Below are 22704 nucleotides of genomic sequence, written 5' to 3' on the forward strand. Positions count from 1 at the left end.
TCTCCACTCGTTTTTATTCAGCGCACCAGGCAGGGGCGTTTGTTATCGAAGGTCCAGTTCGGGACCAGGAACTGCATCGCGGCGGCATCGTCGCGCGCGCCCAGGCCCATGTTTTTATAAGCCTGATGCGCCTTCTCGAGTTCGTCGAGATCGATCTCGATGCCCAGGCCCGGCTTCGAAGGAATGCGGATCATGCCGCCTTCGATCTTCAGCGGGTCCTTGGTCAGGCGCTGGCCGTCCTGCCAGATCCAGTGGGTGTCGATGGCGGTGACCTTGCCCGGGGCGGCGGCGCCGACGTGGGTGAACATGGCCAGCGAGATGTCGAAGTGGTTGTTCGAGTGCGAGCCCCAGGTCAGTCCGAACATCTCGCACAGTTGGGCCACGCGCACCGAACCCTGCATGGTCCAGAAGTGCGGGTCGGCCAGCGGGATGTCGACCGACTGCAGCTGGATCGAGTGGGCCATCTGGCGCCAGTCGGTGGCGATCATGTTGGTCGCGGTCGGCAGGCCGGTGGCGCGGCGGAACTCGGCCATCACTTCGCGGCCCGAGAAGCCGCCTTCGGCGCCGCAGGGGTCTTCCGCATAGGCCAGCACGCCATGCTTGTCGCGGCAGACGCGGATCGCTTCCTTGAGCGACCAGGCGCCGTTCGGGTCCAGCGTGATGCGCGCATCCGGGAAGCGCTCGTGCATTGCGACGATGGCTTCCATCTCTTCGTCGGCACTCAGCACGCCGCCTTTCAGCTTGAAGTCGTTGAAGCCGTAGCGCTCGCGCGCCGCTTCGCACAGGCGCACCACGGCTTCCGGCGTGAGCGCTTCCTCGTTACGCAGGCGGAACCAGGCATTGCCGGCATCCGGCTCGCTGCGGTAGTTCAGGTTCGTCTTCCTGCGATCGCCGACATAAAAGAGATAGCCCAGCATCTCGACGGCGTCGCGCTGCATGCCTTCGCCCAGCAGGGCGGCGACCGGCACGTTCATGAACTGGCCCAGCAGGTCGAGCAGGGCCGACTCCACCGCGGTGACGGCGTGGATGGTGGTGCGCAGGTCGAAGGTCTGGTTGCCGCGGCCGCCCGCATCGCGGTCGGCGAAGGTCTTGCGCATCGCATTCAGGATGTTGTTGTACTCGCCCAGGGTCTTGCCGACGATGAGGGGCCTGGCATCCTCGATGGTCTGGCGGATCTTCTCGCCGCCCGGGACTTCGCCCAGGCCGGTGTTGCCGGCGCTGTCCGAGATCAGCACGATATTACGGGTGAACCAGGGGCCGTGGGCGCCGGAGAGATTCAGCAGCATGCTGTCCTGGCCGGCGACGGGAACGACGCGCAGGTCGGTGACGACGGGTGCGCCGGATACGTAGTTGGTCATGTGTGCGTCCTTATTGCTTGATCAGGGATTTCGAGAGGCTGACACGCTTGATGTCGCCGACGATGAACAGGTAGCAGGCGATGGCCAGCGCGGCGTTGGCGCCGACGTAGACCAGCGCGCCGGCAAACGAGCCGGTGCCCTGCACGATGAAGCCGATGACGATGGGCGTCGTGATGCCGGCGGTGTTGCCGAAGGTGTTGAACAGCGCGCCCGACAGGCCGCCGGCTTCCTTGGGCGAAGTGTCGGAGACGACCGCCCAGCCCAGTGCGCCGACGCCCTTGCCGAAGAAGGCCAGCGACATCACGGCGACGACCAGCATGTCGGTCTCGATATAGTTACAGGCGATCATGCTCATCGACAGCAGCATGCCGATCACGATCGGCAGCTTGCGCGACACCGACAGCGAATAGCCTTTCTTGGCCAGGCGGTCCGACAGCCAGCCGCCGAACACGCCGCCGAGGAAGCCCGCGATGGCCGGCAGCGAGGCCACGAAGCCGGCCTTCAGGATGGTCATGTGGCGCTCCTGCACCAGGTAGACCGGGAACCAGGTCAGGAAGAAGTAGGTCAGGGTGGTGATGCAGTACTGGCCGATGTACACGCCCAGCAGCATGCGGTTGCCGAGCAGCTCCTTGATGCAGGCGAAGGTGTTGACCTGGGCCGGGGCCTTTTGCGCGCCGTCGAGGTCGACCAGGGCGCCGCCTTCCTGGATGTATTTCAGTTCGCTCGCGCTGACCGAGGGGTGGTCCTTCGGTCCGTAGATGACCTTGAGCCAGACGAAGGCCATCACGATGCCCAGGCCGCCCATCACGTAGAACACGCTGTGCCAGCCGTAGGAGTGCACCAGCCAGCCCATGATGGGCGCGAACAGCACGGTGGCGAAGTACTGCGCCGAGTTGAAGATGGCGGCGGCGAGGCCGCGCTCATTGGTCGGGAACCAGGCCGAGGCGATGCGGCTGTTGCCGGGGAAGGAGGGCGCTTCGGCGGCGCCGACCAGCAGGCGCAGCGCGAACAGCATGGTCACCGCGGCGCCGCCGGCGAGGAAGCCTGCCGCGCCGGTCAGCATCGTGAAGACCGACCACAGGAAGATGCTGAAGAAGTAGGTGATCTTGGAGCCGAAACGGTCCAGCAGCCAGCCGCCCGGCAGCTGGGCGATCACGTAGGACCAGGCGAAGGCCGAGAACACGAAGCCCATCTGGACCGCGTCCAGGCCGAGCTCCTTCTTGATGCCCGGCGCGGCGATCGAGATCGTGGCGCGGTCCGCGTAGTTGATGGTGGTGATCACGAACAGCATCGCCAGAATCATCCAGCGCGTGCGGGTCTGCACTTTGGCCGCGGCTGCGGTCCTGATGGCTTGCGTTTGTTCCACGGGTGTCTCCTGTAGGTTGGTCATTTGCTGTTCTTATGACAGGTATAGTAGTCCCGCATTCATGCGCAACCAAACCAATGAATGTCTCGATCGATTCAAGAATTGAATCGAACTTAATTGCTGCGCGCAGGAAGGAAAGCGGGCAGGATGTCGCGCCGGAAGATGTCGAGAATGGGATTGCCGTTGTCGCGGCGGTAGGCGCAGACGGTCTGCACCGGCTCCGGCGGATCGGTCTGCATCGTGCGCAGCACCACGCCGCGCAGCTGCAGACGCGCCGCCGCGGTGGGGATCAGCGCCACGCCGACGCCCGAACTGACCAGGGCCAGCATGGTGTGGATCTGGCCGATGTGCTCGACCACCTCGGGCGTGACGCCGGCGGCGTCGAAACAGTTGTTCAGCAGCTGGTAGAAGTAGCGCGCCTCGTAGGGCGAGTACATCAGAAAGGGTTTGTCGTGCACGCAGGAAAGTAGCGGCTGCTCGGGCCAGTCATCGGCCTCGCGTTCCGGGATCGCCAGCATCAGCGGTTCGGTGGCCAGCAGCACGCTCTCGAGTTCGCCGTGGCGCGCATGCGGGCGCATCAGGCCGACGTCGAGCTGGCCGCTGTCGAGCGCCTCCAGCTGCGAGGTCGTCACCAGTTCCTTCAGGGTCAGCGAGATGCCGGGCGCACGCTCGCGCAGGCGCCGCACCAGGTCGGGCAGCAGGCCGTAGCCGAAAGCGGCGGTGAAGCCGATCGCCAGCGCGCCTTGCTCGCCCTTGGCGACCCGGCGCGCCGTCACCACGGCCTCGTCGGCCATGCGCAAAATGCGCGCAGCCTCCGGGAAGAATGCCTTGCCGGCCGCCGTCAGGCGCACGCCGCGGCTGCTGCGGTCGAGCAGGCGGGTGCCCACATGGTGTTCGAGCAGCTGGATCTGCCGGCTCAGCGGCGGCTGCGTCATGTTCAGGCGCTCGGCGGCGCGCCCGAAGTGCAGTTCTTCCGCCACCGCGACGAAGCAGCGGACCTGGCTGATCTCGAACATCGGTTCTCCTTAGAAGGTGTGGCGGATACCTAAGTTATAACCCGTGTTGCCGGTGCCGGATTCGGTATTGTTGGCCACAGTGTAGCCTGCGCCGTTCCTGTTATCGATATGGCCGTAGGCTGCGTACAGGCCGGTGCGCTTCGACAGGCTGTACAGGTAGCCGATGCCCCAGGCGTTGGCGTCCTGGTTGAAGGCGGTGCGGTCATCCTTGTGCATCACCGAGAACATCAGCTTGCCCGGACCGATCGGGGCGCTCAGGCCCAGCAGGACGCTGCGGCCGTCCGTCGACGGGGTCGGCTTGACGCCGCCGTATGGGTTGTTGCTGTTGCCGAGGGTGGCGGCATTGAAGCCCTTGTCGATGCCATAGGCGAAGCGCAGGGTCGCCACCTGCAGCTTATAGGCCGCGGTGAACAGGGTGTTGCGGCCCAGGCTGCGGTTGAGGGCGGGTGCGGTGGCGGTGGCGGCAACGTCCGTGTTCTTGGCGTTGTAGGCCACGCGCAGGGCCAGCGGACCGCTCGCATAGCCGAGCGCGCCGCCGAACTGGCGCCCGGTCGAGAAAGTGGTCTGCTCGCCCATCGCATAGGCCAGTTCGCCGTCGAAGCCGTTCACTTTCGGCGATTTGTAGGTGATCGTATTGCTGGTGCGGACGTTCGAGCCATTATCCGGGAACAGGTTCTTCGAGCTGCCCGCGTAGCCGGTGCTGAACGGGTCGATCGCGACCAGGGTCGTGTGCCAGGGCGTGTACTGGCGGCCCAGCGCGATTTCGCCGGCGCGGCCCTTCAGGCCCACCAGAGCCTGGCGGTTGAAAATCGTGCCGGCGGCGTCGACTTCGCCGGTGTCGATCCTGGCGCCGGTTTCCAGCGTGAAGAAGGCGGACAGGCCGCCGCCCAGGTCTTCGCTGCCCTTGAAGCCGATGCGCGAGGCCGAGGCCGCGCCGCTGGTGATCTTGGTGGACGGGCTGGCGACGCCGCCATGCTCGCTGACGATGGCGGCGTCGATGATGCCGTAGATTTCTACCTGCGTCTGGGCCTGGGCGGCTGCGCAGGCGGCGAGGCCGATCGTCAATGCTGCTGCTTTCTTCATTGCTGCTGTCTCCTGTTTATAGCAATTGCTGGGGCGTGCGCCAGCCGCGCCGGCCCCGTGAAGGGCAGGCGCAGCCGGTGTGAAAGGGATACGAAAGGCTTAGGTCACCGGGGCCGGATTGAACAGCGCCAGCGCGTTATGCAGGCGCCAGTGCTCGGCCCAGGTCTTCTTGCGGCCGCTGGCCACGTCGAGGATGAAGTTGAAGAGTTCCCAGCCGACGTCGGGAATCGTCGCCTCGCCGGTGGCGATGCGGCCGGCGTTGATGTCCATGAGGTCGTGCCAGCGGCGCGCCAGGTCGTCGCGGGTGGCGACCTTCACCACCGGCACCGCCGCCAGGCCGTAGGGGGTGCCGCGTCCGGTGGTGAACACGTGCACGTTCATGCCGGCCGCCAGCTGCAGGGTGCCGCAGATGAAATCGCTGGCCGGGGTGGCGGCGTAGATCAGGCCCTTCTGTTCCAGCTTCTGGCCCGGCGACAGCACGCCGGAGATGGGGGCCGTGCCGGACTTGATGATCGAGCCCATCGCTTTTTCGACGATGTTGGCCAGGCCGCCTTTCTTGTTGCCGGGCGTGGTGTTGGCGCTGCGGTCGACGCCGCCGCGCTGCAGGTATTCGTCATACCAGGCCATCTCGCGGATCATGGCCTGGGCCGTCTCTTCGTCGATGGCGCGCGCGGTCAGTTGGTCGATGCCGTCGCGGACCTCGGTCACTTCAGAGAACATCACGGCGGCGCCGGCGCGCACCAGCAGGTCGCTGGCAAAGCCGACCGCCGGGTTCGCGGTCACGCCCGAGAAGGCGTCGCTGCCGCCGCACTGCACGCCGACCACCAGGTCGGACGCGGGGCAGGTCTCGCGGCGGCGCGCGTCCAGTTCCATCAGGTGGCGCTCGGCGGTGTCCATGATGGATTCGATCATGGAGCCGAAGCCGACGTGGGCATTGTCCTGCAGGCAGACGTGATCGGGGCCGGCGACGTCGCGGATCGGCATCCATGAGGAAACGCCAGCCGCCGGGAACAGGCGCGCCGGCTGCAGCTTCTCGCAGCCCAGGCTGACCAGCATGGCGCGGCCGCCGAAGTTCGGGTTCTTCGCGATATTGCGCAGGGTGCGGATCGGGATGTCGGCGCCGGGCGCATCGATGGCCACGCCGCAGCCGTAGGTGTGGTCGAGACTGACGACGTCGTCGACGTTCGGGTACTTGGGCAGCAGCTCGCTCTTGATGCGCTTGACGGCGAATTCGACCACGCCGGACACGCACTGCACCGTGGTGCTGATCGCGAGGATGTTGCGGGTGCCGACCGAGCCGTCCGGGTTGCGGTAGCCTTCGAAGGTATAAGCCTCGAGCGGGGGCAGGGGCGCGGGGCGGATGGTGGCGATCGGCAGATTGTCCAGTTCGCGCGCCGGCGGCATGGCTACCAGGGATTCCTCGACCCAGCTGCCGGCCTCGATGTCGCGCTGGGCGTAGCCGATGGCGACGTTATAGCGCAGGATGGCCTCGCCTTGCGCAATGGGCCGCAGCGCCACTTTGTGCCCTTGCGGGACCTTGTCCTTCAAGACCAGGCCGTCGGGGAAGACAGTGCCGGCCGGAAGGCCGCCGTCGTTCGCGACGATGGCGACGTTGTCCTGGTCGTGCATGCGAATGCTGCGTGGGGTTCCAGTGTCCATCTCGATGTCTCCAGCTGGTTCTAAGTTGTCTGATGTCTTACAACATGCGGGCCAGTATAATCAGGCACAATTAAAATAGCAATCGACATGACGCTTCCTACAACACCGCGTAAACACCGCAACCTGGCCCAGCTGGTGGTGTCCCAGCTGAGCGAGCACATCCAGAATGGCGAGCTCAAGCCCGGCGACAAGCTGCCGACCGAAACCGAGATCATGGTCGAGCAGGGCGTCAGCCGCAGCGTGGTGCGCGAGGCGATCTCACGCATGCAGGCGGCCGGCCTGGTCGAGACACGCCACGGCATCGGCACCTTCGTGCTGCCGCCCCCGCCGCCGGCCATCATGGGCATCGACCCGGCCACGGTGATGACGGTGCGCGACGTGATCGCCCTGCTGGAGTTGCGGATCGGCCTGGAGACCGAGGCGGCCGGCCTGGCTGCGGCGCGCCGCAGCGAGGCACAGCTACTGGAGGTGCGCGCGGCGCTGGCGGCCCTGCAGCAGGGCGCGCAGCGCGGCGAGGACACCGTCGAGCTGGACCGGCGCTTCCACCTGGCGATCGCCCAGGCGTCCGGCAACCAGTACTTCCACGCCATCCTGCAGCACCTGGGCGAGAACATCATCCCGCGTGCGCGCATCAATTCGGCGCGGCTGACGCAGGCCGATCCGGCCAGCTATATGGAACAGGTGGGGCGCGAGCACGAGCAGATCGTCGACGCCATCGCGCGCGGCGATGCGGAATCGGCGCGGGCGGCGATGCGCCTGCATATCGGCAACAGCCGGGAGCGGCTGCGCCGGGCGCAGGAGGCGCTGGAAACGGCGCAGGCGGGTAGCCCGGCCTGATAAGACATCTGATGACTTGGCCGGGCGGGGTGTTTATCGCCTGCTCACGAGCCCCGGTCGTCCGTGTCGGCGTGGATCCTGTTCCAGCCGTGTTTCACTGCATCCTTGAAGTTTTCCCAAGGCGACAGTTTTCCGGGGTGACGCGCCTCCCAGTCCGATTTCAAGTGCGGTTCGGCGTCTTCCCAGTCATGGCTGCGGTATTTTTCGAGGCGACGCGCTTCTTCGCCGAAGAGGTAAGCCGGCGCATGCTCGTCGTAAGCGCCGCTGTCGGCGCGGTCGCCGTAGCTTGCATTCCAATGGGTGCGGTAGTAGGCGTCGTCGTCGATCTCCGGCGAGACGCTGTCCCAGCCCTGGCGTATGGCGGCCATGGCCTCGTCCCAGGCCGGGGCCTCGTCCGCTCGTGCTTCCCAGTGGCTTTTCAGCTCGGGCTCGGCTTCATCCCAGGAACGGTTGCGGTACTTGTCGCTGGCGCGCATCTGCTGGCCGTAGCGATAGGCCGCGGTGTCGCCGCTGTGGCTGCCGGCGGCGCTGGTCCAAGAGGTTTCCATGTGGCTGTGGGGTGATTTCTCGATCATCGGTTCTCCAAAAGTGTTGCCCATCGGCGGCGCCCAGGCGTGCTGGGTGCCGAAATACTGGCTGTTTTCATTGCGCTGGTATTGCAGGGATCCCGGCCCTGTGCCCGGCGGGCAGATTTCGGGCATGGCGCCGGCGCTGTCGCGGTCCCATTCGCTGGGGAGATCTTCGATGCCGACCGGGTGGAAGCGCTGGATGATACGAACGGCGCGCTCGGCATCCGGTTCGGAATCGGCCGTCAGGGTGACGACATGGCGTCCGGCCATGGACGCGCCGGCATCCGCCGCCGATTGCGGGTGCTGCCTGGCGAACAGCCGCGCCAGCCTGTGCCGGACCGAGGCGCGAAGTCCTTCCGCGTTCGAAATTTCCGTATCGGTGCGCGAATAGCCGGAAGCCAGTAATTCGTCCAGCACGTGCTGGGCATCGCGCCGGCGATCGAAGACTGCTTTCAAGGTATGCCGCATGATGGCCTCCCATGTCATCGTTGCAGGGATACTAAAAGCATACGCCGAATGGATACACGATGCGCGCACGCGCTGTGCTATGGTGCGCCCTCGGAAGCGCCGATGAGCCTGATTCAGGCTTTCGCAAGCGGCTTCATTCTGAAACTGATCCCCATCCGGTTAATGGCATTCATTGCTGCAATCACAAGTGTAAGTTCGACCAGATCCTTTTCCCCGAATACCGACAGCGCTGCGGCGTATGCATCGTCGGAAGCATGTGTTTCGCTGACCTGTGTGACTTCTTCCGTCCATGCCAGGGCTGCCTGTTCCTGGTCCGAAAAGAGATAGTTCGCCTCCTCCCACACGGGCACCAATACGATCTTGTCGACCGACATGCCGCTCTTGATCAGGTCGCGGGTATGAATATCGATACAGTGCGCGCAGCCGTTCAGCTGCGAGGTTCTTAAAAAAACCAGATGGATCAAATCGTCCGGCAGGTTCGTGCCGGTTGTGACGTAATGATGAAGGGCGCCTACGGCCTTCGCACCTTCAGCAGAGACCTGGAACCAGTTTGGGCGTTTCATGAATCCTTCCTTATGTGAAGTCGGCGCCGACGATTCGCGTCACCGTTGCTTGTAAGACGGCTTGATTCGTCCATTTGTGACAGATGGCAGGCGGTTGCACCCGGCTCGCAAATAGTGCACGCCGAACTATTAAGCCAACGAACAGCTTCAGTTTGTGCATACTGATCACCCGACCATTCCCGATCCGTCGTCGTGCTCATTTCCTCCGCCACCGATTTCCGCGCCGCGGCGCAGCGCGTCCTGCCGCCTTTCCTGTTTCATTACATCGACGGCGGCGCCGGCGCGGAGGACACGATGCGCGCCAACGTCGAGGACCTGCAAGCCGTCAAGCTTCGCCAGCGTGTGCTGCGCGGCTCGGAGGCGCTCGACCTGGGCGTCGAGTGGTTCGGCCAGCGCTATGACCTGCCGATCGCGCTGGCCCCGGTCGGGCTGACCGGCATGTACGCGCGGCGCGGCGAAGTGCAGGCCGTGCGTGCCGCGGACCGCCGCAACATTCCCTTCATCCAGTCGACGATGTCGGTGTGCTCGCTGGCCGAAGTCGCGGCCCAGGCATCGAAGCCGCAATGGTTTCAGCTGTATGTGCTGAAGGACCGCGGCTTCATGCGCGACGTCATGCAGCGCGCCAGCGACCTGGGTGCGTCGACCCTCGTGTTCACGGTCGACACCCCTTTGCCGGGCGCACGTTACCGCGATGCGCACAGCGGCATGAGCGGGCCGCATGCCGGCATGCGGCGGATCTTCCAGGCCATGCTGCGTCCGCGCTGGGCTGTCGACGTGGGTCTGTTCGGCCGTCCTCACGATCTCGGTAATATTTCGGCCTACCTCGGCGGCGCCACCGGACTCCAGGACTTCATGGGCTGGATCGGCGCGAATTTCGATCCCGGGATCAGTTGGCAGGATCTCCAATGGATCCGTGACGAGTGGAAGGGCAAGCTGGTCATCAAGGGCATTCTCGATGAAGGCGATGCGCGTGATGCGCTGGCGTTTGGCGCCGACGGTATCGTCGTATCGAACCATGGCGGACGGCAGCTCGATGGCGCGCTGTCGACGGCCCGGGCGCTGCCGTCGATCGCCGGCGCCGTCAACGGCCGGATGACCGTCTTCGTCGACGGCGGCGTCCGTACCGGCACCGATGTGTTCCGCATGCTCGCGCTGGGCGCCGACGGTGTGCTGATCGGCCGTGCTTTCGTATATGCCCTGGCGGCGCAAGGGCAGGCCGGCGTCGAACGCCTGCTGGCGATCATGGAGAAGGACATCCGCACGAACATGGTGCTGACCGGCGTGAAGTCCCTGCGGGATGTCGGACCGGAGTTGCTGGCCGCAGCCGCTGCAAGTGAAAACCTCCCTTGCGCGCAATAACCGGGTTTTCGTATATCGTGTCACTCGACAGCAAAATCAGCTGCCCTGGAATCGAACCCGATCAGATGGAGCTTGTATGCCTATTTATCGCGTCTGGTACCGCGACAACACCGAGCCCCTGCAATTCGCTGCGCCGAATCGTTGCAGCGATGAGGAAATTCTCGACCACATATTCGCTCACGAGCAAATCGCCCCGCTTGCCGCGTCCAGCGTGAAAGAGCGCATCGAGGAAAACAATCTCGGTTCCGTGCGCTACACGGAAGACGAAAGCGAGATGAACCTCATCGAGTAGCGCCGGCCTTCTGCTAGCGAGAATGTGCGCAGAAGTGCGCGCCGTTCTCTTCCTGCCCCGAGCCGTCCTGCTGACCGTGCTCGTCTCTGACAGGCGTGACTTTCCCGCCTCCCGTCGGCCCCGTGCCGGCGGCAGTGCCTGACGTTACCGCCCGGCTCGCCTCGGGTAGCGCCATTCGCGCCGCGAGGGCGCCGGTGGCGAGCCGTTGCAAGTTGATCGCCGCGTTGACGTCGCGGTCTTGGTGCGCGCCGCAGGCCGTACAGGTCCAGGTCCGCTCGCCTAGAGTCAGCTCGCGCTTGCGCACTCCGCAGTGTGAACACAATTTGCTTGAGGGATACCAGCGGTCGGCCAGCACGATATCAGTGCCGTAGCGTGGCGCCTTGTACAGCAACTGGCGACGGAACTCGTAAAAGCCGACATCCGCGATTGCGCGCGACAGCCGAGCGTTGGCCAGCATGCCCTTGACGTTCAGGTCCTCGATCGCCACCGCTTGATTTTCGCGGCAGAGCCGGGTTGTGAGCTTGTGCGTGAAGTCGCGGCGGACCTGGGCGATCCTTGCCTGCAGGCGCGCTAGCGCCAGCGAGCCCTTGGTCCTGTTTTTTGATACCGGCAAGCGCGTGCCCTTCGGTATCCGGCCTATAATGCCGACCGCCGCCTTCGCGCTTTCCAGCTTGCGCGAAAGACCGCGCGATCGGATTCGCAGGCGTCGAAGTGCGCCTCGGAGTGGCCGTGGCGCGGCGATCTTTTCGCTGGTGGAGAGGGTTGCGGCGCTGATCACGCCAAGGTCGACGCCGACGATGCCGTTGTCAGTGCGGCGGCGCCGCGCCACGTCGTCCGGCACCTCGACCTGGACCGACAAGAACCATTGTTCCGCTTCGCGCGACACGCTTGCACCCAGGATCCGGCCGGGCCAGCGCAATGCCTCTCGCAGCGCCACGCGGCCGACCTTGGGCAGCACGGCCGTCTTTCCGTCGAGGCGGAACTTGTCGTTGGCGATATAGAAGCTATCGGTGCAGCGCCCCTTCTTTTTGAAGCGCGGCGGACGGGCCTTCTCTCCGGCGCGGCGCTGCGCGAAATAGCGGCTCCACGCCTTGGCAAGATTGGCGAAGGGCTGCGCGTGGGCGTCGCGGTGCACGGAACGCAGCCAAGGATTGCCGTCGGCATCGAGCCAGGCCGGGTCAAGGTACTTGATGGCGTTGAACTGTCTTTTGAGCGCCATCGCATTGGGCTTGCCGCCGCTGATCACCTGGCGAAGCGACTTGGCCAGCCCCCAGTTCCAGACCCGGCGTGCAGTGCCGGCCGCGCGCGCGAAATACTCGCGCTGCCCGTCCGTGGCGTCAATCCTGATCCGGTGCGCCAGCAGCATGGCCCCCGTGTCCGCGCCTAACGTGTTTTCCATTATCACGATTCGACACTTCTACGCACGCTTGGTTCGACTAGAGTCTAGCTCCATCTTCGGCAGCAGCGCCGCCAGAATCCCCAGCAGCGGCAGGAAGGACGCGATCCGGTACACCTGCTCGATGCCCGCCACGTCCGCGATATGCCCCATCGCCGCGGCGCCGATGCCGCTGACGCCGAACATCAGGCCGAAGAAGATCCCGGCGATCATGCCGACCTTGCCCGGCACCAGCTCCTGGGCGAACACCACGATGGCCGAGAAGGCCGACGACATCACCAGGCCGATTACCACCGACAGCACCGCCGTCCAGCCCAGGCTGGCATAGGGCAGGGCCAGCGTGAACGGCGCGGCGCCCAGGATCGAGACCCAGATCACGCGCTTGCGGCCGATGCGGTCGCCGATCGGGCCGCCGGCGAAGGTGCCGACCGCCACCGAGGCCAGGAACAAGAACAGATACATCTGCGCGGTGCCGACCGGGACGTGGAATTTTTCGATCAGGAAGAACGTGTAGTAGCTCGACAGGCTGGCCATGTAGATGTACTTCGAGAACACCAGCATCGCCAGCACCGCCAGCGCCTGGATCACGCGCTTGCGCGGCAGCGGCGGACCGGCATGCAGCGCCGCCTTCCTGGTCGCACTTTTCAGATGGCTGCCGTACCAGCGGCTGACGCCTACCAGTACCAGCACCGCCAGCACCACCAGGATCGCGCACCAGGCGAACTTGCCGTGGCCGCGGCCGACCAGGATCGCGGCCGCCAGCAGCGGGCCGAGCGCCGATCCGAGATTGCCGCCGACCTGGAACAGCGATTGCGCAAAGCCGAAGCGCCCGCCCGAGGCCAGGCGCGCCACGCGCGATGCCTCCGGGTGGAAAGTCGAGGAGCCGACGCCGATCATGCCGGCGCCCAGCAGCAGCATGCCAAAGCTGCCCGCCATCGACAGCAGACCCACGCCCAATAAAGTCATGCACATCCCCATCGGCAGCAGGAAGGGCATCGGGTGCTTGTCCGTGTACAGGCCGATCCAGGGCTGCAGCAGCGAAGCCGTACACTGGAAGGTCAGGGTGATCAAACCGACCTGCGCGAAGCTGAGCGCGAACTCCTGTTTGAGCAGCGGGTAGATCGCCGGCAGCGCGGCCTGCACGCAGTCGTTGAGCAGATGGACGAAGGCGACCGAGAACAGGATTTGCAGGACGGCGCCGGAGGCCTTGGCCTGGACGGGGGCGGCAGTAGAAGTGGTAGGTGTGGTCATGGCAGCCAGTGTAATATGGGCAATCCGAACGCATATTCCATTAATCGTCGCCCAAGTGACACTGAAGCCTTCTCCCCGCTATCGTCAACGCTTCAGTGCGCTGCCGCGCAGCGTCACCGCGGTGCCTTCCGAAGCCCGGCACGGCGACATGATCGAGGCCCACAGCCATCCCTGGGTCCAGCTGCTCTACGCCAGCGGCGGCACGATGCGCGTGCGGACCGAGCACGGCGTGTGGATCATCCCGCCGCGCCGCGCGCTGCTGATCGCGCCCGGCGTGCTGCACGAGCTGACCATGCTCAGCAAGGTCAACATGCGCACCCTCTACATCGACGCCGAAGCGGCCGGCAGCCTGGTTGCCGATTGCAAGGTGCTCGAAGTGAGCCCGCTGCTGCGCGAGCTGATCCTGGCGCTGGCTGCGGAGCCGGTCGACTATCCGCCGGAGAGCCGCGGCGCCGACCTGGCGCGCCTGATCCTGTCCGAGCTGGCAGCCATGGAGACAGTGCCGATCGCCGTCCCCTGGCCGCGCGACCGCCGCCTGCAGGCCCTGTGCACGGAAATCATGGCGCGGCCCGGCAGCCCGCGCCGGCTGGACGACCTGGCACTCGACGCCGGCGCCAGCGCGCGCACGCTGATCCGCCTGTTCCCGAAGGAGACCGGACTGCACTACCGCCAGTGGGTCCAGCAGGTGCATTTGGCGCACGCCTTCGAGATGCTGGCGCGCGGCGAAAGCGTGGGGGCAGTGGCGCGCACGCTGGGCTATGCCAGCCCGAGCGCGTTCACGAGCATGTTCAGGCGTTTGCTGGGCAGGACGCCGCAGCATTATTTGGCCGAATGGAAAAAATAGGCGCCGCCGGCCGGGGGAGGAGTGGCACTGTCGCACTCGCATGCGGCAGCACCTCGCGGCCAGCGGCGCTGACTACGATAAGCGCGTCATCGCGCAGGAGGTTTGCGCGGGATCAAGTTCACTTCAACTCGATGCGCTTGATATTCCGCCGCCACTCAGCCAGCGACTGCAGCGTATCGGTTTCCGCATCCTCGACCAGGATGTCCTCGCCGGTCTTGGCGACGAGGAAGCTGGCGCGGCGGTGCACGTTCTGCTTGCGGTTTTCCACGAAGCTGAGCTGGTAGTAGGGCTTGCCCTCGATGATGCGCGGCGCCGGATCGTCCTCGATCACGGCGCCGTGCACCTTGCCGCGCGAATCCTTTTCGATCTGCTCCGACCATGCTTTCAGCTCCGGCACCGCCATCAGCTGGGCGATGGCCTGGTCGCGCGTGCGCGCAGGCGCGGCGGGGGCTTCGACAGCGGCCGGTTTGGGCGGCGGCGGTGCTTCGCGCTTGCAGGCGGCAAGGGCGCAGAGGGCGAGGGCGGTGGCGCCGAGCAGGCGGGCAGGATGGATAGACATTGAAGCAGTCTACACCCAGCATAGTCTCACAGCAACTTATCGCTGGAACACGTCGAGGGTCGGAAAGTCCGCTTCCGCGCGGAGGCAATCCCACAGGTAGATGGCGAAACCGGGGTCGCCGGTCCACAGCGAATAGCGGCCCTGGCCATAGTGCGCGGCATCGCGTTCCACCTGATGGATACCGTGCATGGCGAAGGCGCGCGCCCGCTCGAGCCAGCGCGGGTCGCCGGTGCGTTGGTACAGGACCAGCAGGGCATAGCCGTTGCCGCCGGTGCCGTGGCACAGGTTCGAACCCTTCGCGAGCGGCCCGGCCGCCCACACGGTCTCGCCGGCGGCCAGCAGCAGATCGTCGAGTTCCTCGCCGGGAAAGCCGGCCAGGCAGATTACGAAGCCCGGCGCCCCATGGCAGAACTGCAGCAGCTTCTTGTCCGCTTCCCTTTGCGTGCCGAACAGCTGCGGGCGCCAGTTGGCCTGCGTCCCTTCGAGGTCGGCCGTGCGGCGCACGGTGCTGGCGATACAGCGCCGCCATTCTTCCCAGCGGTCGTCGTCGAGCAGATGGCGGCCGCGGATCAGCGGCACGGCGGCGGCGATGAAACCGTGGACCGCATCCAGGTAGCTCGAGCGGCGGCCGTACAGCTCCTGGGTCCAGTAGGCGCAGCCGTGTTCCTCGGACCATGCGAGCTGCCGCCACAGGGTGTCGGCGGTGGCGCGGAACAGTGCGGCCCAGGATGGATCGCCGCTGCGTTCGTGGAGGAAGAGTGCGGCCAGCAGGGTGCCCGGCGCGCCCCACATCAGTTCGCGCGCCGGGTGTTCGATGTTGCCGGCGATGCGTTCGTGCAGCGCCTGCGTATGGCGGGTGTCGCCCGGTTCGCGCGCCAGGGCCATCATCAGGATCGGCGTGTCGCCCATCAGCCAGGAGGCGCGTTCGCCGGCCAGCCCCTGCGCATCGAGCCAGCCGCGGTTGGCGGCCAGCAGATGCCCGACACCGGCCAGGTAATCGCGCGACAGGCGCACTGCGCCGCAATCCTGCAGGTAGTGCAGGGCCCAGACGACACCGGCGGCGCCGTGGTAGAGCGGCGTCTCGACCATGTCCGGGCCATCGCCTTCGCGGTCGAGCGGGTGCAGGGGCCAGTAGCTGCCGGCGTCGAAGCGGGCTTCGGTGCCGGCGACGATGTCCGCGATGGCAGCCCGCGCGCGGGCTTCGTCCCAGGGGCGCGGGTCCAGGGCTTCATGGCGGGTGGGGTCGTAGAGCATGGGCGTGATTCTACTCGCCCATCTCCTCCTTCAGCGACGCCATGTCGATCACATAGCGGAAGCGCACGTCGCCCTGCTCGACTTTTTTGTACGCGTCGTTGATGTCCTGGATGCGGATCATCTCGACGTCCGGGCCGATGTTGTGCTGGGCGCAGAAGTCCAGCACTTCCTGGGTCTCGGCCAGGTTGCCGATCAGCGAACCGGCAACGGTGCGGCGCTTGAAAGCCACCTGCATGTTGTCGACCGGCGCCATTGGCTCCAGCGCGCCGACCAGCACCAGCGCGGCGTTCCGCTTGAGCAGCTGGACGTAGTTGTTGATGTCGTGCTTTTCCGGCACCGTCGACAGCATGAAGTCGAAGCTCGCCTCCAGGTCCTTCAGGGCCTTCTTGTCGTCTTCGATGACGGCGTCCACGCCCAGCTTCTTCGCTTCCTCGATCTTCTCTTTCGTCGTCGTGAACATCGTCACCTCGGCGCCCATGGCCTTGGCGATCTTGGCGGCCATGTGGCCCAGGCCGCCCATGCCGATGATGCCGACCTTGTCGCCGGCCTTGACGCCCCAGTGCTTCAGCGGCGAGTAGGTGGTGACGCCGGCGCACAGGATGGGCGCGGCCACTTCGGGCTTCAGCTGGGCCGGGATCTTCAGCACGAAGTCTTCCTTCACCACCAGCATGCTGGAATAGCCGCCGAAGGTGTTGTCGACGCCGTAGATGTTCTCGCCGACTTTGCTCTTCGGCTGCATCGGACCGTTGTAGGTGGCCAGCCAGCTGTTGGGCGCCATGCAGTAGTTCTGGTCGCCGCTGGAGCAGGCTTCGCACTTGCCGCAGCTGTCGATCATGCAGCCGACGCCGACCAGGTCGCCCACCGCATGCTTGCGCACGGCCGGCCCGACCCTGGTCACGCGGCCGACGATTTCATGTCCCGGCACGCAGGGATAGACCGTGTTGTGCCACTCGTTCTTGACCTGGTGGATGTCCGAATGGCAGACGCCGCAGTACAGCACCTCGATCTCGACCTCATGCGCCTTGGCATCCTCGCGCTCGAATTCGTATTTTTTCAGGCGGCTGAACGAGTGCTTCGCCGCGTAACCGGTGACCTTGATCATGTTCCCTCCCCATGTGAAAAGTCTGAACACAGTAGGGGAGAGGCGGGCTCGGGTCTGTTAGGTTGCGCGCTTAGATTCGTCAAATTTGCGCGTCGAGTTTCCAGCAGATTGATGCGTTGCGTCCCCTCAAGCCATAGCAGTGCCTGGCAAGCAAGAATCGCCGATGCACTCAACCAATAGGAGACAGGAATGGCAGCTGACGCATATTTGCAAATCGATGGCATCAAGGGTGAATCGGCCGACGCGGGCCACCAGGGCTGGATCGAGCTCACCTCGGCTCATTGGGGCGTGACGCAGCCCCGAAGTTCCAGCGTGTCCACCGCAGGCGGCCACACCGTTGGTCATGCCGAGCACCGGACCCTGAGCTTCACCAAGCTCGTTGATCTCGCCTCGCCGGTTCTGATGCAGCACTGCTCGACCGGCAAGACAATTCCCAAGGCCAGGATCGAATTCATGCGCGCCGATGGCGACGGCAAGCCGGTGAGGTACTACCAAGTCGAGCTGGAGAATGTGATGTTGTCCCACATGGACCAGGTGATGCGCGACGGCGGCGGCATCGTCCAGGACGAGATCGGCATGTGCTTCTCGAAGGTGAAGTGGTCGTACACGCAGCAGAAGATCGGCGGCGGCAGCGGCGGCAGTACGACCGGCGGCTGGGACTTGGCTTGCCGGAAAACCTGCGCGTGAGGAGCTGACCATGGTCGTTCCAATTCAACCGAAAGACCGGCGTGGCTACTTCATGTTGCCGCAGGCGCCCGAACAGGCGGGCTATTACGTGTACGGTAACCTGCATGGAGTGTCCGGTACTGGTCGCCTTGCTCAGTATGCTCACCCCAATATGCTCACCTATATTTTCCAGATCGAGCGGGAGTGGCAGGCCATGTGTGATCGAAAGTTTGGGATCGGGAGCATCAGCATCGACGGAGGTGAAGCGTTCGACAAGCACAAGACACACCGGCAAGGTATTGAGATGGATTGCCGCCCTGTGCGTAAAGACTACGTGACGGGCCAAAGCGCTCGCTGCACCTATCGGGACAAGGTGTGTACGACCAGGAGGCAACAATTATGTTGATTCGTCTGTTCCTGGATCACCCATGGACGAGGATCGTTTTTTTCAATGACGAGATAGTACAAAAAGCACTAGGTCCAGCCCGCGTGAAATCCGTCATCAACCATAACGACCATTTCCATGTTGAACTCTGGCCGAGGTACGCATCATGAGAACGTGTTTGAAGTTTGTCGTGGGTGTGCTTGCCCTATGTTCGCTGGCCCAAGCCGCCGAGAGGCGGGAAACTTGGGACGGTAGCCCAAAGCCACTGAAGGGCGACTACCAGATATACGGCGGTGAGTTGGGTGACATGGTGCCGCCAACGAAAAAGGACCGGAAGGTGGCGTTCATGTTCAAGGAGCCCCTAGCGAAGGAGCTGTTCGACCAGATTGGGCCGGACACAAAGACCCCTTGTAGCGGCGCTGAGGATTACCGAGAGCGGAATAAAGGCGATCTTTCCTGTACTTATACCAAAAGCGATGGATATTCTTGCTATTTGGGCCTTAACGTCCCAACCGGTAAGAGTATCAACGGGGCCACCTGCTAAGCGCTGCCGGAATCACTGAAAAATCAACCCGTGCTGCCGGCACCAGGCCTCCAGCGCGACCCGGGTTTCTTTCTCCCGGAAACCGTACCATGCATCCAGCAACCCGCGCTCCTCGAGCAGGCGGGAAAAGCGGTCGTAAGGATCCTGCCGGGCAAAGATTTCCTGCAGCCGCTGTTGATCGCCCGCCAGATGGCCGGCGCCGAAACGCTGCATCAGCGCCCGGCCCAGGCCGAGCTCGCTGGCGGCCGGCACCGGCACATAGTTGCCGCCGGCCTCGATCTGGCCCGGCAGCGGCGCCTCCTCATCCATGTACTCGTCGTTGAGCAGATGGATCATGCCGGTGTCGCGTGCAACGAGCGCCTTCGCGCTGCCTTCGCCATCGTCGACCAGGATGGCCGCGTTCTCCAGTTCGTCCAGTTTCACAGCTGTCATCGCCTGCCTCCCGGAATGAAAAAAGCCCGCGGGGCGCAAACCCCGCGGGCCTTACTTTACTACTCGGTTGGCTGTGAAGCCGTCCGGCTTGATTACATCATGCCGTCCATGCCCATGCCGCCCATACCGCCCATGCCGCCCATGCCGCCGGCCGGCTTGTCTTCGGCGATCTCGGAGACCATGCAGTCGGTGGTCAGCATCAGGCCGGCGATCGAGGCTGCGTTCTGCAGCGCCGAGCGGGTGACCTTGGCCGGATCCAGCACGCCCATTTCGACCATGTCGCCGTAGGTGCCGTTGGCGGCGTTGTAGCCGTAGTTGCCGCTGCCTGCCAGCACGCCCGACACGACGACCGACGGCTCTTCACCGGCGTTCTGGACGATCATGCGCAGCGGCTCTTCCATTGCGCGCAGGACAATCTTGATGCCGGCTTCCTGGTCCGGGTTGTCGCCTTGCACGTTCAGTGCAGCGCGGGCGCGCAGCAGGGCCACGCCGCCGCCAGGAACGATGCCTTCTTCGACGGCAGCGCGGGTAGCGTGCAGCGCGTCTTCCACGCGTGCTTTCTTCTCTTTCATCTCGACTTCGGTGGCTGCACCGACGCGGATCACGGCAACGCCGCCGGCCAGCTTGGCCACGCGCTCTTGCAGTTTTTCGCGGTCGTAGTCCGAGGTCGCTTCTTCGATCTGGACGCGGATCATCTTGACGCGTGCCTCGATGCTTTCAGCGGCGCCGGCGCCATCGATGATGATGGTGTTTTCCTTGCCGACTTCGATGCGCTTCGCCTGGCCCAGTTCGTTCAGGGTGACTTTTTCCAGGGTCAGGCCGACTTCTTCAGCGATGACCTGGCCGCCGGTCAGGATGGCGATGTCTTCCAGCATGGCCTTGCGGCGGTCGCCGAAGCCCGGGGCCTTGACGGCGACGGTCTTCAGGATGCCACGGATGTTGTTGACCACCAGGGTTGCCAGCGCTTCGCCGTCGATGTCTTCGGCGACGATGACCAGCGGACGGCCGGCCTTGGCGACTTGCTCCAGCACCGGCAGCAGGTCACGGATGTTCGAGATCTTCTTGTCGCACAGCAGGACGAACGGGTTCTCGTGAACGGCAACCTGCTTGTCCGGGTTGTTGATGAAGTAGGGCGACAGGTAGCCGCGGTCGAACTGCATGCCTTCGACGATGTCCAGCTCGTCGTTCAGCGACTTGCCGTCTTCGACGGTGATGACGCCTTCCTTGCCGACTTTTTCCATCGCCTCGGCGATGCGCTCGCCAACGGACGAATCCGAGTTGGCCGAGATGGTGCCGACCTGGGCGATCTCTTTCGAGGTGGTGGTCGGCTTGGCAATCTTCTTCAGTTCTTCGACGGTGGCGGCGACGGCCTTGTCGATGCCGCGCTTCAGGTCCATCGGGTTCATGCCGGCGGCAACGAACTTCATGCCTTCGCGCACGATGGCTTGTGCCAGCACGGTCGCGGTGGTGGTGCCGTCACCGGCGTTGTCGCTGGTCTTCGAAGCGACTTCCTTGACCATCTGCGCGCCCATGTTCATGAGCTTGTCTTTCAGCTCGATCTCTTTCGCGACCGAGACGCCGTCCTTGGTGACGGTCGGGGCGCCGAACGAACGGTCCAGCACCACGTTGCGGCCTTTCGGGCCCAGGGTGACTTTGACTGCGTTGGCCAGGATGTTCACGCCCTCAACCATCTTGGCGCGTGCCACATCGCCGAAAATTACGTCTTTAGCTGCCATTTTATTAATTCTCCGTATCGGAAAGTGTTGGACTGATTACTGGGCCACGACGGCCATGATGTCTTCTTCGCGCATGACCAGCAGTTCCTCGCCGTTGACCTTGACGGTCTGGCCCGAGTACTTGCCGAACAGAACGCGGTCGCCGACTTTCACTTCCAGCGGACGGACGTTGCCGTTTTCTTGCACTTTGCCGTTGCCCACGGCGAGAATCTCACCCTGGTCCGGTTTCTCGGCCGCTGCATCGGGGATGATCAGGCCGGACGCAGTTTTGGTTTCCTGGTCGAGACGCTTCACGATCACGCGATCGTGCAATGGGCGAAGGTTCATGCAAAACTCCTTTGTGTGTTGATTGACTGTTCGTTTGAAAACCGCCCCGGTTTCGGCGGCGGGTGAGGGGCTGTTAGCACTCCTCACTAACGAGTGCTAATTATAGGGACGATAATGGGGCATTTCAAGCGGCCATGTTGGCGATTTGGCAGACTTTTTTGTGCTTGCGCAAGCGGATGACCTGGCCTGGCGCAAGGAAGCGCAGAAGCCTACCACCCATTTTTTAAATCCTGCGCACGGAACGCATCCTGTTGACGAAGAATCGCTCCCGATCCTATAGTGTTGAATGATTTCCGAATTCCAAGAACTGTCCGATAAAATCGATCGGCTCGCCCAGCTGACCCAGTCGCTGCGTAGCGAGAACTACCTGCTGCGCCAGGCCAATGCCCTGCTGAGCGCCGAAAACCTCGATTTCAAGCACCGGCTGCTGCAGGCCCAGCATAGAGTCGAAGCGATGCTGGTCCAGCTCGAACCCGGCGATGCCGATGACGATGGCGCCGGCGACGACGCATCCGCCAACCCCGACGACGCCGAGGCCGCACGATGATCCACCTGGACGTATTGATCATGGGCCAGGCCTACCGCCTGGCCTGCCGCGAGGGCGAGCAGCAAACCTTGCGCGAAGCCGTGCATTACCTCGACACCAAGATGTGCGCACTGCGCGACTCGGGCAAGGTGAAGGGCACCGACCGCATCGCCGTCATGGCTGCGCTGTCGGTGACTGCCGAATTCCTGTCCGTGAAGTCGCCGCAAGGCCCGCTCGGGGACCAGTCCATGTTGGAAGTCAAGCAGAAACTGGAAGCCATGCATTCGGTGTTGGATCAGGCTCTGGCGCCGCAAGAAAATCTCGCCTGAGCCGGAATTCGTTTGACATGGCAGTTCATCGTAGTAAACTGCCGTCTACCCTGCGGTGTTCGAGATTTGCCATATATTCCTTGAACCATTCATTCGCATAGGTTGCGGGATATGCTTGGTGGGCGTGATCGTCACTAGTTTGACGAACCCGAAATTGAGCTGACTGTGACCACCTTGAGCCGCTTAGGTTCGGGATGCCGGCAAAAACGGCACAGGCGGGGCATAATTCGGAGCGGCTGCGTACTTGATGCGCAGCCGCTTTTTTATTTTTGGAGCGAAGCGCATGCGCTACTGGTTGATGAAATCCGAACCCGACGAAGTCAGTATCGACGACGTGGCGGCCGCAAAGGACAAGACAGTCGCCTGGTTCGGCGTTCGCAACTACCAGGCCCGTAATTTCATGCGCGAGATGCGGCCCGGCGACCAGGCTTTCTTCTACCACTCCAGCTGCGCCAACATCGGCATCGCCGGCATCGTGGAGATCGTCGGCGACGCCTATCCGGACGCCACCCAGTTCGACGCCGCCAGCCCCTATTTCGACGCCAAGGCCACGCCGGAGACCCCGCGCTGGGACAGCGTCGACATCCGCCACCTGCGCACCACGCGGCTGGTGCCGCTGGCCGAACTGCGCAGCCATCCGGAACTCGAAGGCATGCGCCTGCTGGCGAAAGGCAGCCGCCTGTCGGTCACGCCGGTCGAGCCGGCGGAATGGCGCTTCATCGAACAACGGCTCCTTCAGGAATCCTGAGGCCAGGCCGCAAAACCTGATTGGACGCGCCCGCG

24 protein-coding genes and 1 other RNA gene are annotated in these 22704 nt (G+C 64.2%); 10 read left to right on the top strand and 15 right to left on the bottom strand.

The genetic code is table 11. The annotated features are described in order from the left end of the window. Positions 1–17: 17 nt before the first annotated feature. The 5 genes from gudD to garD form a co-directional block, all read right to left on the bottom strand. Complete coding sequence (gene gudD, locus LQV39_RS01540) at positions 18–1358, bottom strand: glucarate dehydratase (RefSeq protein ID WP_230019858.1); 1341 nt, start codon at positions 1356–1358, stop codon at positions 18–20. 10 nt (positions 1359–1368) lie between these two features. Then, positions 1369–2748, bottom strand: a complete 1380-nt coding sequence (locus LQV39_RS01545) for an MFS transporter (RefSeq protein ID WP_374199390.1) — start codon at positions 2746–2748, stop codon at positions 1369–1371. Positions 2749–2837: 89 nt separating this feature from the next. Next, positions 2838–3740, bottom strand: a complete 903-nt coding sequence (locus LQV39_RS01550) for a LysR family transcriptional regulator (protein WP_230019859.1) — start codon at positions 3738–3740, stop codon at positions 2838–2840. 9 nt (positions 3741–3749) lie between these two features. Then, entirely contained in the window at positions 3750–4823 is a 1074-nt protein-coding gene (locus tag LQV39_RS01555; protein ID WP_230019860.1) for a porin, read from the bottom strand. 99 nt (positions 4824–4922) lie between these two features. Continuing rightward, on the bottom strand, positions 4923–6482 hold the full coding sequence (gene garD / locus LQV39_RS01560; protein ID WP_230019861.1) for a galactarate dehydratase: 1560 nt from the start codon (positions 6480–6482) through the stop codon (positions 4923–4925). Positions 6483–6569: 87 nt separating this feature from the next. Between garD and LQV39_RS01565 the strand changes: the two genes are divergently transcribed. Then, positions 6570–7319 carry a FadR/GntR family transcriptional regulator gene (locus LQV39_RS01565; protein WP_230019862.1) on the top strand — a complete coding sequence of 250 codons (750 nt, stop codon included), beginning with the start codon at positions 6570–6572 and terminating at the stop codon, positions 7317–7319. A gap of 44 nt (positions 7320–7363) precedes the next feature. Here the strand turns inward: LQV39_RS01565 and LQV39_RS01570 are convergent, their stop codons facing one another. After that, on the bottom strand, positions 7364–8356 hold the full coding sequence (locus LQV39_RS01570) for a hypothetical protein (protein ID WP_230019863.1): 993 nt from the start codon (positions 8354–8356) through the stop codon (positions 7364–7366). Between the two features lie 113 nt (positions 8357–8469). After that, entirely contained in the window at positions 8470–8919 is a 450-nt protein-coding gene (locus tag LQV39_RS01575) for a carboxymuconolactone decarboxylase family protein (RefSeq protein WP_230019864.1), read from the bottom strand. Between the two features lie 192 nt (positions 8920–9111). Between LQV39_RS01575 and lldD the strand changes: the two genes are divergently transcribed. Beyond that, complete coding sequence (gene lldD, locus LQV39_RS01580) at positions 9112–10278, top strand: FMN-dependent L-lactate dehydrogenase LldD (protein WP_230019865.1); 1167 nt, start codon at positions 9112–9114, stop codon at positions 10276–10278. A gap of 76 nt (positions 10279–10354) precedes the next feature. Beyond that, positions 10355–10570 carry a hypothetical protein gene (locus tag LQV39_RS01585; protein WP_230019866.1) on the top strand — a complete coding sequence of 72 codons (216 nt, stop codon included), beginning with the start codon at positions 10355–10357 and terminating at the stop codon, positions 10568–10570. A gap of 13 nt (positions 10571–10583) precedes the next feature. Here LQV39_RS01585 and LQV39_RS01590 read toward each other — a convergent pair whose 3' ends face one another. Together LQV39_RS01590 and LQV39_RS01595 are read right to left on the bottom strand one after the other, a co-directional pair. Then, positions 10584–11936, bottom strand: a complete 1353-nt coding sequence (locus LQV39_RS01590; RefSeq protein ID WP_230019867.1) for a transposase — start codon at positions 11934–11936, stop codon at positions 10584–10586. 51 nt (positions 11937–11987) lie between these two features. Continuing rightward, complete coding sequence (locus LQV39_RS01595; RefSeq protein ID WP_230019868.1) at positions 11988–13217, bottom strand: MFS transporter; 1230 nt, start codon at positions 13215–13217, stop codon at positions 11988–11990. Positions 13218–13272: 55 nt separating this feature from the next. Here LQV39_RS01595 and LQV39_RS01600 point away from each other — a divergent pair, with 55 nt between their 5' ends. Further along, positions 13273–14061, top strand: coding sequence for a helix-turn-helix transcriptional regulator (locus LQV39_RS01600; protein WP_230019869.1), 789 nt, complete (start codon positions 13273–13275; stop codon positions 14059–14061). Between the two features lie 118 nt (positions 14062–14179). On the opposite strand, the gene LQV39_RS01605 is transcribed toward LQV39_RS01600, so the two are convergent. From LQV39_RS01605 to LQV39_RS01615, 3 genes are read right to left on the bottom strand one after another with little or no spacing between them, the layout of a single operon-like run. Beyond that, positions 14180–14620 carry a hypothetical protein gene (locus tag LQV39_RS01605; RefSeq protein WP_230019870.1) on the bottom strand — a complete coding sequence of 147 codons (441 nt, stop codon included), beginning with the start codon at positions 14618–14620 and terminating at the stop codon, positions 14180–14182. A gap of 36 nt (positions 14621–14656) precedes the next feature. Continuing rightward, the gene (locus tag LQV39_RS01610) at positions 14657–15874 is read right to left on the bottom strand and encodes a LanC-like protein (RefSeq protein ID WP_230019871.1); all 1218 of its coding nucleotides are present in this window, start codon (positions 15872–15874) and stop codon (positions 14657–14659) included. Between the two features lie 10 nt (positions 15875–15884). Next, positions 15885–16976 carry an NAD(P)-dependent alcohol dehydrogenase gene (locus tag LQV39_RS01615; RefSeq protein ID WP_230019872.1) on the bottom strand — a complete coding sequence of 364 codons (1092 nt, stop codon included), beginning with the start codon at positions 16974–16976 and terminating at the stop codon, positions 15885–15887. A 189-nt stretch (positions 16977–17165) separates the two neighbouring features. On the opposite strand from LQV39_RS01615, the gene LQV39_RS01620 reads away from it, so the two are divergent. Both LQV39_RS01620 and LQV39_RS01625 read left to right on the top strand, forming a co-directional pair. Continuing rightward, positions 17166–17663: a type VI secretion system tube protein Hcp gene (locus LQV39_RS01620; RefSeq protein ID WP_230019873.1), complete on the top strand. Its 498-nt coding sequence runs from the start codon at positions 17166–17168 to the stop codon at positions 17661–17663. Between the two features lie 10 nt (positions 17664–17673). Beyond that, positions 17674–18048: a penicillin-insensitive murein endopeptidase gene (locus tag LQV39_RS01625; RefSeq protein ID WP_230019874.1), complete on the top strand. Its 375-nt coding sequence runs from the start codon at positions 17674–17676 to the stop codon at positions 18046–18048. A gap of 535 nt (positions 18049–18583) precedes the next feature. Here LQV39_RS01625 and LQV39_RS01630 read toward each other — a convergent pair. The 3 genes from LQV39_RS01630 to groES all read right to left on the bottom strand — a co-directional run bounded on the left by LQV39_RS01630 (position 18584) and on the right by groES (position 21066). Then, positions 18584–18994: a hypothetical protein gene (locus tag LQV39_RS01630; protein ID WP_230019875.1), complete on the bottom strand. Its 411-nt coding sequence runs from the start codon at positions 18992–18994 to the stop codon at positions 18584–18586. A 101-nt stretch (positions 18995–19095) separates the two neighbouring features. Continuing rightward, a complete protein-coding gene (gene groL, locus LQV39_RS01635) occupies positions 19096–20739 on the bottom strand; it encodes a chaperonin GroEL (protein WP_230019876.1) in 1644 nt (547 codons plus the stop codon). Positions 20740–20775: 36 nt separating this feature from the next. After that, positions 20776–21066 carry a co-chaperone GroES gene (gene groES, locus LQV39_RS01640; RefSeq protein WP_052233260.1) on the bottom strand — a complete coding sequence of 97 codons (291 nt, stop codon included), beginning with the start codon at positions 21064–21066 and terminating at the stop codon, positions 20776–20778. 286 nt (positions 21067–21352) lie between these two features. Between groES and LQV39_RS01645 the strand changes: the two genes are divergently transcribed. The 4 genes from LQV39_RS01645 to LQV39_RS01660 all read left to right on the top strand — a co-directional run bounded on the left by LQV39_RS01645 (position 21353) and on the right by LQV39_RS01660 (position 22669). Then, positions 21353–21613 carry a hypothetical protein gene (locus LQV39_RS01645; RefSeq protein ID WP_230019877.1) on the top strand — a complete coding sequence of 87 codons (261 nt, stop codon included), beginning with the start codon at positions 21353–21355 and terminating at the stop codon, positions 21611–21613. Then, positions 21610–21921: a cell division protein ZapA gene (locus LQV39_RS01650; RefSeq protein ID WP_230019878.1), complete on the top strand. Its 312-nt coding sequence runs from the start codon at positions 21610–21612 to the stop codon at positions 21919–21921. The genes LQV39_RS01645 and LQV39_RS01650 overlap by 4 nt, the downstream gene beginning before the upstream one ends. Positions 21922–21965: 44 nt before the next feature. Next, positions 21966–22147: non-coding RNA, 6S RNA (gene ssrS, locus LQV39_RS01655), on the top strand. 57 nt (positions 22148–22204) lie between these two features. Continuing rightward, positions 22205–22669 (top strand): EVE domain-containing protein, encoded by a 465-nt coding sequence (locus LQV39_RS01660; protein WP_230019879.1) that lies wholly within the window; start codon positions 22205–22207, stop codon positions 22667–22669. Positions 22670–22704: the final 35 nt, after the last annotated feature.

The organism is Massilia sp. Bi118 (genome assembly GCF_918697865.1).
Lineage (GTDB): Bacteria > Pseudomonadota > Gammaproteobacteria > Burkholderiales > Burkholderiaceae_D > Telluria.